This window comes from Streptomyces sp. NPDC004788 (genome assembly GCF_053601115.1).
The window spans coordinates 68,848-79,425 of record NZ_JBSGBF010000032.1 but is presented as its reverse complement, the minus strand read 5'-3'; the positions used below and the strand labels follow the sequence as shown (position 1 = coordinate 79,425).

The 10,578-nt window shown below is 72.0% G+C and carries 9 protein-coding genes and 2 pseudogenes; 3 read left to right on the top strand and 8 right to left on the bottom strand.

Annotation, left to right across the window (positions count from 1 at the left end; translation table 11 throughout):
• Positions 1 to 854: pseudogene (locus ACWEJX_RS16810) on the top strand (hypothetical protein); the annotation flags it as partial.
• Between the two features lie 85 nt (positions 855 to 939).
• On the opposite strand, the gene nucS reads toward ACWEJX_RS16810, so the two are convergent.
• Positions 940 to 1,611: an endonuclease NucS gene (gene nucS, locus ACWEJX_RS16805; protein ID WP_403792015.1), complete on the bottom strand. Its 672-nt coding sequence runs from the start codon at positions 1,609 to 1,611 to the stop codon at positions 940 to 942.
• 261 nt (positions 1,612 to 1,872) lie between these two features.
• Here nucS and ACWEJX_RS16800 point away from each other — a divergent pair, with 261 nt between their 5' ends.
• Positions 1,873 to 2,265, top strand: coding sequence for an SCO5389 family protein (locus tag ACWEJX_RS16800; RefSeq protein WP_403792013.1), 393 nt, complete (start codon positions 1,873 to 1,875; stop codon positions 2,263 to 2,265).
• 143 nt (positions 2,266 to 2,408) lie between these two features.
• Here the strand turns inward: ACWEJX_RS16800 and ACWEJX_RS16795 are convergent, their stop codons facing one another.
• Positions 2,409 to 3,452, bottom strand: a complete 1,044-nt coding sequence (locus tag ACWEJX_RS16795) for an LLM class flavin-dependent oxidoreductase (RefSeq protein WP_451608188.1) — start codon at positions 3,450 to 3,452, stop codon at positions 2,409 to 2,411.
• A 234-nt stretch (positions 3,453 to 3,686) separates the two neighbouring features.
• On the opposite strand from ACWEJX_RS16795, the gene ACWEJX_RS16790 reads away from it, so the two are divergent.
• On the top strand, positions 3,687 to 4,013 hold the full coding sequence (locus ACWEJX_RS16790; RefSeq protein ID WP_451608187.1) for an ATP/GTP-binding protein: 327 nt from the start codon (positions 3,687 to 3,689) through the stop codon (positions 4,011 to 4,013).
• Between the two features lie 6 nt (positions 4,014 to 4,019).
• Here the strand turns inward: ACWEJX_RS16790 and ACWEJX_RS16785 are convergent, their stop codons facing one another.
• The 6 genes and pseudogenes from ACWEJX_RS16785 to ACWEJX_RS16760 all read right to left on the bottom strand — a co-directional run.
• Positions 4,020 to 4,844 (bottom strand): ABC transporter permease, encoded by an 825-nt coding sequence (locus tag ACWEJX_RS16785; RefSeq protein WP_451608186.1) that lies wholly within the window; start codon positions 4,842 to 4,844, stop codon positions 4,020 to 4,022.
• Entirely contained in the window at positions 4,841 to 5,977 is a 1,137-nt protein-coding gene (locus ACWEJX_RS16780; RefSeq protein ID WP_451608185.1) for an ABC transporter ATP-binding protein, read from the bottom strand. Before ACWEJX_RS16780 ends, ACWEJX_RS16785 begins: the two co-directional genes overlap by 4 nt.
• A 240-nt stretch (positions 5,978 to 6,217) precedes the next feature.
• On the bottom strand, positions 6,218 to 6,997 hold the full coding sequence (locus tag ACWEJX_RS16775) for an ABC transporter permease (protein WP_451608184.1): 780 nt from the start codon (positions 6,995 to 6,997) through the stop codon (positions 6,218 to 6,220).
• Positions 6,998 to 7,984: an ABC transporter ATP-binding protein gene (locus ACWEJX_RS16770; protein WP_451608183.1), complete on the bottom strand. Its 987-nt coding sequence runs from the start codon at positions 7,982 to 7,984 to the stop codon at positions 6,998 to 7,000. It lies immediately after the preceding gene.
• A gap of 128 nt (positions 7,985 to 8,112) precedes the next feature.
• Positions 8,113 to 9,048, bottom strand: coding sequence for a coiled-coil domain-containing protein (locus tag ACWEJX_RS16765; RefSeq protein ID WP_403792001.1), 936 nt, complete (start codon positions 9,046 to 9,048; stop codon positions 8,113 to 8,115).
• A gap of 114 nt (positions 9,049 to 9,162) precedes the next feature.
• Positions 9,163 to 10,578 (bottom strand): annotated as a pseudogene (locus tag ACWEJX_RS16760) (hypothetical protein); the annotation flags it as partial.

Here is a 10,578-nt window from a genome sequence, read left to right as displayed (position 1 = left end):
GGGCCGCGCCCGCGCCCGGCAGGTCCGCCGCGCCCGACCCGCTCGCGTCCGGCCTGCCGCGCCGTGACGGGCCCGCGTCGCCGCCGCGCGGCATCCCGGTGGCCGGCCCGCCGACCGGCCCCACCGTCCCGGTGGCCGCGCTCCCGGCCAAGCCCGCCTTCCCCGACCTCGCGCCGCCGACGCCGGCCAAGCCGATGCCCCCCGTGGCCTCCAAGGCGTCCCTCGACGCCTTCGCCTCCTTCGACAAGGAAGCCCCGACGGTCGTCGTCGGCCCGCCGGTCCCGGCCCCGGCGGCCGCCCGGCGCGGCGGCGGCCTGCGGGCCGGCATCCTCACCGGCGCCCGCCGCAACATGGCCGCCGTCGGCGCGGGCGCCCTGCTCGTCGCCGTACTCGGCACCGTGGTGACCCTCGGCGCCACCTCCGGCAACGGCGACGACACCGGCAACGGCGACCGGGTCACCACCGACAGCACCGCGACCCAGGACACGCCTCAGGACGGCACCGGCGGCGAGACGGAGCCCAGCGAGGGCGCCACCGACAGCCCCAGCGACCCGGCGGCCCCGAACGCGACCGGCACGGCGAGCCCGAGCGCCACCGGCTCGGCCGGCACCCCGACGAGCCCGTCGGCCACGCCGTCGGCGACGGACGGCACGAAGCCGACGGCCACGGCGACGACGAAGCCGCCGAAGCCGTCACCGACGCCGACGAGGACCAGCACGCCGCCCCCCTCGCCGAAGCCGACGGAGACGCCGACGAATTCGCCGACCCCGACCCCGACGCCCTCGACCCCGACGCCCACCGGCACCGCCACCGGCACCAGCTCCTCCACCGTCAGCGGCTCCCCGGCCACCTGACCGGCGTGCGCCGGCGGACGCGAAAGGCCCGGGTGCGGTCCACCGCACCCGGGCCTTCGTCGTACCGCAGCAGTACCTGCCGGCGTCAGAACAGCCGCAGCTTGTCGTCCTCGATGCCCCGCAGCGCGTCGTAGTCGAGCACCACGCAGTCGATCCCGCGGTCGTTCGCGAGCACCCGCGCCTGCGGCTTGATCTCCTGCGCCGCGAAGATGCCCTTCACCGGCGCCAGGTGCGGGTCCCGGTTGAGCAGCTCCAGGTAGCGGGTCAGCTGCTCCACGCCGTCGATCTCGCCGCGCCGCTTGATCTCCACCGCGACCGTCGCGCCGTCGGCGTCCCGGCACAGGATGTCGACCGGGCCGATCGCCGTCGGGTACTCGCGGCGGACCAGCGTCCACCCCTCGCCCAGCGTCTCGATGCGGTCCGCGAGCAGCTCCTGGAGGTGCGCCTCGACGCCGTCCTTGATGAGGCCCGGGTCCACGCCCAGCTCGTGCGAGGAGTCGTGGAGGATCTCCTCCATCGTGATGATCAGTTTCTCGCCCGCTTTGTTGATCACGGTCCAGATGCCCGCCTCACCGTCGACGCCCTCCTTCAGGGTGCACGGCGGCGACATCCAGTTCAGCGGTTTGTACGCCCGGTCGTCGGCGTGGATGGAGACGCTGCCGTCGGCCTTCACGAGGATCAGACGGGGAGCGGAGGGCAGGTGGGCCGTGAGCCGACCGGCGTAGTCCACGGAACAACGGGCAATGACGAGACGCATGGTCCGCAACGCTACAAGACGGACGCCGTCCGGCGCGATTCGGGCGCCGGCGGGGCGCCGCAGACCGCCCGGCGCACGCCGTGGATGCGCCCAACACCCGTCACTTATCGGCCGGTTGTATGCCCATTCTCCTGGTGCGGGCCCGGGCCGACGCTTAACGTGGAGGACAGGAGGTCGTCGCCCGTGCACGCTGCGTGCGCGTCGCCGGCCCCTGTCCCTGCCCGCAAGACCCCGCCCGGCGGGGTCGCGAGAGGAGAACCCATGTCGCTCGACGTCTCACCGGCGCTGTTGGCACAGGCCGAGCGAGGCGAGGTCGACGAAGCCGACTTCGTCGACTGCGTCCGGACCTCCCTGCCCTACGCATGGGAGATGATCAGTTCTCTGGTGGCACAGCTGAAGGTCGACGGCGGAGAGTTCGCCGACAACCAGACGCCGCCGCCGAATGAGCAGGCACGTGGTCAGCTGCTGCGCGCGCTCGCGAGCGATGCCATTCGTGGTGCGCTGCAGCGGCATTTCGGGGTGCGACTCGCCTTCCAGAACTGCCACCGGGTGGCGGTCTTCCCCCTGGACCCCTCGGTGGACGAGCGGCTCGCCCGCTTCACCTCCGTACGGGGGCAGCTCCTCAACCAGTCGCCGGAACTGCGCGACTGCTGACAGACAGGCCCGGTGCCGCCGCCCCGCGTCGCGGGAGAGCACGACTGATGCGGGAGCGGCGACACGGTCTCTTTACGGCCAATCTCATCCGTCATATGTCACCCACCCCAGGCCCCGTGTCACACGAAGCACCAGGCCCCGTGTCACACGAGCAGCGGGAGCACCTCGGCGCCGAGCCGCCGGACGTTCTCCTCCGTGGCCGCGAGGTCGCCGGAGCCCTCGGCGAGCAGCGCGAAGCGGCTGATGCCCGTGCGCTCGGCGGTCGCCGCCAGCCGGTCCGCCGCGAGTCTCGGCGTGCCGACCGGGTGCAGCCCGCAGAGCAGTTCGGTGTACGCGACGGGATCGCGCATCACGCGATGCCGGCCGTCCACCGTCACATGGGCGTCGAGCCCCTGCTTCAGCCAGCCCGGCATCGCCTTCACCAGGGCCTCCGCCGCCTCCGGGGCGCGGTCCGCGAGCTGGACCACGCCGGCCGACACATGCCCGGCGCCGATCCGCGCGATCTCGTCCGGGTCCCGCCCGGCCTCCCGGGCACACCGCTCCCAGCACGCCACCATCTCGGCCTTGTCCTCGTCGCCGCAGTGCATGCCGAGCAGCATCGGCAGCCCGCGCTCGGCGGCCAGTCGCACGCTCTTCGGCGAGGTACAGGCGACCAGGACCTCGGGGGACTCCGGCCCGCCGATCAGCTCGCCGGGCGCCGGGACGACCGTCACCTCACGGAAAGCGAATCGTTCCCCCTCACCGCCCGCGGCGCCGACCCGCTGCTCGGTCAGCCAGCGCAGGAGCAGGTCGAGCGATTCGGGGAAGCCCTGCTCGTACGCCCGGAGTCCCGCGCCGAACACCTCCAGGTCGACCCAGGGACCGCCCCGGCCCACCCCGAGGGTGAACCGGCCGCCCGAGGTCAGGTGCAGCAGCGCCGCCTGCTCGCCGAGCGCCACCGGGTGCGCGCTCGGCAGCACGCTGACGGCCGTGCCGACCCTGATCCGGCGGGTCCGGCCGAGCAGCAGCGCGGCCAGGGTGACGGCCGACGGGCAGACCCCGTACGGCACGAAGTGGTGCTCGGCCAGCCAGACGGAGTCGAGCCCCGCCTCCTCGGCGACCTCGGCCGTCCGCACCGCCCGGTGCAGCGCCTCCTGCTGACCCTGGCCCGGGAACTGGGCGGCCAGGACGAACGTACCCACGCGCATCACGCTTCTGCCTCCTCGCGGCCGGCGCGTCTCCCCCTCGGACCTGCTCCTCGGAGGTCCCCCGGTGAACCCCTCGTACCGGCATCAACGCCTGACACGTGCCATAGGCAACGGCCGAACATGAAGTTCTTGCGATTTTCCGCTGATCGGCCACGGGCGGGTTCGGAGTCACCCCGTCGCGGCCCGTACGCTGGACGGAACCGTCCGTGTTCCCGTCCCCAGTGAGGTGTCGAAGTGTCCCCGCGCCACAACCGCTCCCGCGGAGCCGCGAAGCCGGCACGGCAGGACGACCAGGGCGACCGGTACGGCGGTGTGCAGAACACCGAGACCTGGCAGGGCGAGGAGTGGTGCGTCCGCCATGTCGCCGGCGCCAGCTCGCCCGGCAAGCGCTACCGCTGCCCCGGCTGCGACCAGGAGATCCCGCCCGGCGCCCCGCACGTGGTGGCCTGGCCGGAGTACGGCGGCGTCGACGACCGCCGGCACTGGCACAAGGCGTGCTGGAACGCGAAGGACCGCCGCACCACGAGGGTGCAGCGGTCCCGTAACGCGCCGCGTCACTGACCTCGGTCAGACATCCCGGTAGTTCAGCAGCGCGTACGCGGAGCCGAGGACGACCGCCGCCAGGCCGGCCATGATCAGCACCGGCTCCCAGCCGGCGGGACCCTGGTTCCGGAACGAGCCGGTGTCGTTGTAGAGCGCGATCATCTGCGCGGGGATCGCGTACGTGAAGAGCGCCTCCTGCACCGGGCGCAGCGCCTCGGAGAACATGAAGAGCGCCGCCACCAGCGGCAGCAGCAGCACGCCGATCATCACCGTGATCGCGCCCGCCGAGTGCCGCATGATCGCGCCGACGCCCATCGCGAGCAGCCCGAGCAGCGCCAGGAACAGCCCCGCGCCGACCGTGGCGCGCAGCCACTCCGCGCCGGTCGGCTGCGGGAAGCCGTCCACCATGGACACCTGCGCCGCGCCGACCGCCGCGGCGAGCAGCGTGGTGGTCGTGAAGACCAGCAGGAAGAAGACGATCGCCTTCGCCGTGAGCACCCGGGACCGGCTGGGGCAGGCGGTCAGCGTCGTACGGATCATGCCCGTGCCGAACTCCGAACTGATCGTGAGCACGCCCAGCGTCATCACGCAGATCGAGGCCGGCAGCATGCCGAAGAAGCCCATGACGAGCGCGGACTCGTTCGTCGGCGTCGGTTCGGCGGCGCTGACGATGGCGCCCACGCCGAGCCCGATGCCCAGCACGAGCAGCACCATCACCCCGAGCGTCCAGATCGTGGAGCGCACCGAGCGGATCTTGGTCCACTCCGAGGCGAGCGCGTCACCGAGGTGCGCCTTGCGCACCGGGATGGGGGAGACGTAGGCGTACGGGGACGGAGTGGGCGCGGTCATCGGGCGTCCTCGGGGTTCTGCGGGGCCTGGGGCTGGACCTGGGGCGGCTGCGACGGGGACTGCGGCGGCTGCTGCGGGGCGGCGTACGGGTTCTGTCCGGGCGGCGGCGGGGCGTACCAGCCCTGCTGCGGCACCTCCGGGATCTCGTACCCCGGCGCTTGCGGATGCGGCGGCTGGTGCGGCGGCAGCGGCGGCTGGAGATGGGCGAGCCGGTCGTCGGTGGAGCGGTAGTCCACGGCGCCCTGCGTCATTCGCATGTACGCCTCCTCCAGCGACGCCTGGTGCGGGGAGAGCTCCCACAGCCGGACGTCCGCCCCGTGCGCCAGGTCGCTGATCCGCGGCAGCGCGAGACCGGTCACCCGCAGCGCCCCGTCCGGCTCCGGCAGCACCTGGCCACCGGCCTCGGTGAGCACGGCCGTCAGCTTCTCCCGCTGCTGCGGCTCGGTCTGCGGGGTGCGCACCCGGGCGAAGTCCGAGGAGTTCGCCGCGATGAAGTCCGACACGCTCATGTCGGCGAGCAGCTGGCCGCGGCCGATCACGATCAGATGGTCGGCCGTGAGCGCCATCTCGCTCATCAGGTGGCTGGAGACGAAGACCGTGCGGCCCTCGGCGGCCAGCTTCTTCATCAGGTTGCGCACCCAGAGGATGCCCTCCGGGTCGAGCCCGTTGACCGGCTCGTCGAAGAGCAGCACCTGCGGGTCGCCGAGCAGCGCCGCCGCGATCCCGAGCCGCTGCCCCATGCCGAGCGAGAAGCCCTTGGAGCGCCGCTTGGCCACGTCCTGCAGGCCCACCACGCCCAGCACCTCGTCCACCCGCTGCGCCGGGATGCCGGCCAGCTGGGCGAGCGAGAGGAGGTGGTTACGGGCGCTGCGGCCGCCGTGCACGGCCTTGGCGTCGAGCAGCGCGCCGACCTGCCGGGGCGCGTTCGGCAGCTGCCGGAACGGGTGCCCGCCGATCGTCACGTGCCCGGACGTCGGCCGGTCCAGGCCGAGGATCATCCGCATGGTCGTCGACTTGCCGGAGCCGTTGGGCCCGAGGAAGCCCGTGACATGGCCGGGCCTCACCTGGAAGGAAAGGTTGTACACGGCCGTCTTGGCGCCGTAGCGCTTCGTCAGGCCGACTGCCTCGATCATTCTGTGGCCCCATCGACAGGTCAGGTCGTTCGTCGGGGCATGACGGCCTCGGCCGGAGCCCCCCGTACGAGCGAAGAGCTTAGCCAGCCGTTTACGGTTCCGGCGAAGCGGAATCGTGACCTTGCGCGGCGGATCGTGACCTTGCGCGGCGGCCGGGGCAGCGCCGGACCGCCGGCGGATCGCGGCCCGACCGCCGCCGGGACCGCGACCGGACTGCCGCCGGGCCCGGGCACCAGCCGGCTACGCGTCGCGCTTCTTCAGCACCAGGTAGCCGCCGAGCAGCGCCGCCGCCACCCAGATCAGCATGATCCCGAGCCCGCCCCACGGGCCGTACGGCGCCTTCTCCGAGTTCATCGCGTTGGGCACGACCCGCATGATCTTCGAGCCGGCCTGGTCCGGGAAGTAGCGGGCCACCTCCTTGGCCTTCGGCACGGCCGACAGGATCTGCGAGACCAGGAAGAAGAACGGCACCAGGATGCCGAGCGACAGCATCGAGGAGCGCAGCATCGCCGCCACGCCCATGGAGAAGATCGCGATCAGGCCCATGTAGAGGCCACCGCCGATCACCGCCCGCAGCACGTTGTCGGCACCGATGGAGGTCCGGTGAGTGCCGAGCAGCGCCTGCCCCAGGAAGAAGGCGAGGAAGCTCGTCGCGAGCCCCACCAGGAGCGCGAGCGCGCCCGCCACCGCGATCTTCGAGAAGAGGAAGGTCGCGCGTTGCGGCACGGCGGCCAGCGAGGTGCGGATCATGCCGGAGGAGTACTCGGTCCCGACCACCAGGACGCCGAAGACCACCATCGCCAGCTGCCCCAGGATCATCCCGTAGAAGCTGACCAGGGTCGGGTCGAAGGTGGCCTTCTCCACCTCACGCATGTCGTCGTAGGTGGCGTTCGTCAGCGCGCACAGCGCCGCGCCCATCGCCACCGTCACCAGCAGGGCGCTGGCGAGCGTCCACACCGTCGACGACACCGTCCGGATCTTGGTCCACTCCGACTGGAGGACCGCGGCTGCCGCTGCCATCTACCGTGCTCCCTCGAAGTCCTCGTCGCCGAAGCCCTCGCCCCAGCGGAACCCGGCCGCGGGCCCGCCGTCGTGCACATCCGTGCCGTGCGCGTGGTACTCCACCGCGGCCGCCGTCATCTGCATGAACGCCTCTTCCAGCGAGGCCTGTTGGGCGCTCAGCTCGTGCAGCACGATCTGGTTCGCCGCGGCCAGCTCGCCCAGCTTCTCCGTCGTCGTCCCGTCCACCTCCAGGACCCCGCCGGCCGTCTCGACCACGAGGAACCCGTTGGCGTGCAGCACGTCCCGCAGCCGCTCCTGCTGCGGCGAGCGCAGCCGCACGTAACTCCGGGAATTCTGCTGGATGAAATCCGCCATCGACGTGTCTGCCAGCAGCTTTCCCTGCCCGATGACGATCAGATGATCGGCCGTCAACGCCATTTCACTCATCAGATGGCTGGAAACGAAGATCGTCCGGCCTTCCGCGGCCAGCGCCTTCATCAGATTGCGGATCCAGTGAATTCCCTCGGGGTCCAGACCATTGACGGGTTCGTCGAACATCAGGATCTCCGGGTCGCCGAGCAGCGCCGACGCGATTCCGAGCCGCTGCCCCATGCCCATCGAGAAGCCCTTCGACTTCTTCCGCGCGACCGCCGTCAGACCCACCAGATCGAGCACCTCGCCGACCCGCCGCCGCGGGATCCGGTTCGACTGGGCCAGACACAGCAGGTTGTTGTACGCGGAGCGGCCGCCGTGCATCGCCTTGGCGTCGAGCAGCGCCCCGATGTACTTCAGCGGCTCCTGCAGCTCGCGGTAGTGCTTCCCGTCGATCCGCACCGTGCCGCTCGTCGGGTTGTCCAGGTCGAGCATCATCCGCATCGTCGTCGACTTGCCCGCGCCGTTCGGCCCCAGGAAGCCCGTCACCACCCCCGGTCGCACCGTGAAGGTGAGGTGGTCGACCGCGGTCTTCGATCCGAAGCGTTTGGTGAGGCCCTCCAGCTCGATCATGCGTCCCAACCTAAGGGCACGCGAAACCCCCCGCCACCGGAGTGACAGGGGGTTTTCGCGGAGCTGCCGCGCCGTCGCGACATCAGGGGTTCAGCACGACGACGGCCGGTGTGGCGGGGGCGGGGGCGTCAGCGCGTCTGCTGCGCCGGGACGCCCGCCGTGCGCTCCTCGTCCAGCGGGGAGCCGGCCGCGGCCACCGCGGCACCGGTCAGCGTGGCCAGCATCTCGCGGACGTTGGTCAGCTGCGCGTTGATGGAGTCGCGGCGGTTCGTCAGCGCCGCGAGCTCGCGCTCCGATTCCGAGCGGATCCGGTCCGCCTTGGCGTTCGCGTCGGCCACGATGTCCTCGGCCTGGCGCTGCGCGGTCTCCACCGTCTGACGGGCCCGGCGCTCCGCGTCCGTACGCAGCTTCTCGGCCTCCAGGCGCAGCTGCTCCGCCCGGTGCTCGATCTCCGCCAGACGCTTCTCCGCCTTCGCCTGACGCGAGGCCAGGTCGCGCTCCGACTGCTCGCGGCGCTTGGCCAGGTTGGTCTCGAAGTCCGCGGCGGCCTGGGCGGCCTTGGCGCGGGTCTCCTCGAAGAGGGCGTCGGCCTCCTCGCGCTTCGACTGCGCGTCCTTCTGGGCCTCGGCGCGCAGCGAGTTGGCCTCGCCCTGGGCCTTCTCGACGATCCGGACGCCCTCGTCCTCGGCCTTCGACTTGCGCTCGGCCGCGAACGCCTCCGCGTCGTTGCGGACCTGCTGGGCGGCCGACTCGGCCAGCTCACGGTGCTGCTCGGCGGCGCGACGGGCCTCCTCGCGCAGGTCCTTCGCCTCCTCCTCGGCGAGCCGCAGGATCTTCTCGACGCGGGCGCCGAGACCGGCGTACGACGGCTCCGCGTCGGACACCTGGGCCTGGGCGTTCTGCGTCTCGAGGTGGAGTTCCTCGATGCGCTTTTCCAGAGAGGTGATTCGGGCCAGAGCACTGTCACGGTCGGCGACGAGCTTGGTAATGCGGTCGTCCACCTGACCGCGGTCGTAACCACGCCGCACGAGCTCGAAGCCGAAGGGGGAGGAAGTGTCGCTCATGGGGTTCCTGTCGAATGAGACCGGTGAGGTGTTAGAGGGAATCCTAGGGGTCGAAGCGGCGTGTCATCGAGCGTATGCCCGTTTGATCTGGAGAATGTCCAGCCTTTTGAGTGGCTAGCTCTCGGAGGACTTGCCACCCGAACGAGTGGCCCCCGCGGACGCCCCCGTCTTGAGGCCGTCCTTCGCGCCACTGCCCGGCGCCTCGAAAGACTCCAACGCCTCCAGGACGTCCTGGACACGGGAGATCTCGGCATTGATGTCCTGGCGCCTGCGGGTCAGCATGTCCAGCTCGCGCTTGCCGTCGGTGACCGTCTTCTCGGCCTCCGCCACCGCGTCCGCCTTGATCTTCTCCGCCTCCGCGACGAGCCGGGCCTTCTTCTGCTCGGCCTCCTTCAGGAGCGCCTCGGCCTTCTTCACGGCCGCGATCCGGACCTTGCTGGCCTCCGAACTCGCCTCCGAGACCATCTCCTTGGCCTTCTCCTCGGCCTCGGCCTTCTGCTCCTCCGCGGCCTTGACCAGCTTGTCGACGCGCTCGCCCGCCGACTTCATCTGCTCGGCGGTCTCGCGCCGCGCCCGCTCGTGAAGTTCCTCGATCTCGCTCTCGACGCGGCTGCGCAGCTCCTCCGCCCGCTCCCTTATGGCGGTGGCGTCGCTACGCGCCCCGACGAGCAGCTCGTCGGCGTCCGTACGGGCCTTCTCCACCAGGGTGTTGCCCTCGATGGTCGCCTCGGCGACGATCCGCTCGGCCTCCTTGCGGGCCGCGCCGACCATCGTGTCCGCCTGCTCCTCCGCCTCCGTGGTGGCGCGCAGCGCCTCCTCCTGGGCCTTGGTCATCAGCTGGTCGGCCTGCTCGGCCGCGTCCGCGCGCTTCTTCGCGCCGGCCTCGCGGGCCTCGTCGAGCGTGCGGTCGGCCTCGGCGCGCGCCTCGGAACGCATCTCCTCGGCCGCGGCCTCGGCGTCCGCCCTGACCCCGGCCGCCTCGACGGCGATCCGCTCGGCCTCCGCCGTCGCCTCCGCGACGAGGGCCTCGGCGGCCTGCCGGGCCTCTTCGAGGACCAGCTCGGCCTCGACGCCGATCCGCTCGGCCTCCGTACGGGCCTCGCCGATGAGCGTGTCCGCCTGCTCGGCCCCGTCCGCGCGCCGCTTGTCGGCGGCCTTGCGGGCCTCGTCCAGGATCCGGTCGGCGTCCGCGAGCGCGGCGCTGCGCAGCGCCTGCGCGTGCGCCTCGCCGTCCACCTTGACCTGCTCGGCCTCGGCCCGCAGCCGGGCCGCCTCCTGCTCGGTCGCGTCCAGGAGTTCGGCGGCCTCGGTGGTGAGTCGCTCGGCCTCCGCCGCCGCCTCGCCGATGAGGGTGTCGGCCTGTTCGGCGGCGTCGGCGCGGCGCTTGTCGGCGGCCTTGCGTGCCTCGTCGAGGACCTGTTCGGCGTCGGCGCGCGCGGCGGCGCGCAGGGCCTCGGCCTCGGCTTCGCCGTCGGCCTTGACCTGCTCGGCCTCGGTGACGAGTTCGGCCGCTTCCGTGGTGAGCCGTTC

Excerpts from the sequence above, each read along its gene's own strand:
- ACWEJX_RS16795 (WP_451608188.1), bottom strand. The coding sequence starts at position 3,452 with ATGCGCGTGGGTACGTTCGTCCTGGCCGCCCAGTTCCCGGGCCAGGGT.
- ACWEJX_RS16785 (WP_451608186.1), bottom strand. The coding sequence starts at position 4,844 with ATGACCGCGCCCACTCCGTCCCCGTACGCCTACGTCTCCCCCATCCCG.
- ACWEJX_RS16765 (WP_403792001.1), bottom strand. The coding sequence starts at position 9,048 with ATGAGCGACACTTCCTCCCCCTTCGGCTTCGAGCTCGTGCGGCGTGGT.
- ACWEJX_RS16800 (WP_403792013.1), top strand. The coding sequence starts at position 1,873 with ATGTCGCTCGACGTCTCACCGGCGCTGTTGGCACAGGCCGAGCGAGGC.
- nucS (WP_403792015.1), bottom strand. The coding sequence starts at position 1,611 with ATGCGTCTCGTCATTGCCCGTTGTTCCGTGGACTACGCCGGTCGGCTC.
- ACWEJX_RS16780 (WP_451608185.1), bottom strand. The coding sequence starts at position 5,977 with ATGATCGAGGCAGTCGGCCTGACGAAGCGCTACGGCGCCAAGACGGCC.
- ACWEJX_RS16775 (WP_451608184.1), bottom strand. The coding sequence starts at position 6,997 with ATGGCAGCGGCAGCCGCGGTCCTCCAGTCGGAGTGGACCAAGATCCGG.
- ACWEJX_RS16770 (WP_451608183.1), bottom strand. The coding sequence starts at position 7,984 with ATGATCGAGCTGGAGGGCCTCACCAAACGCTTCGGATCGAAGACCGCG.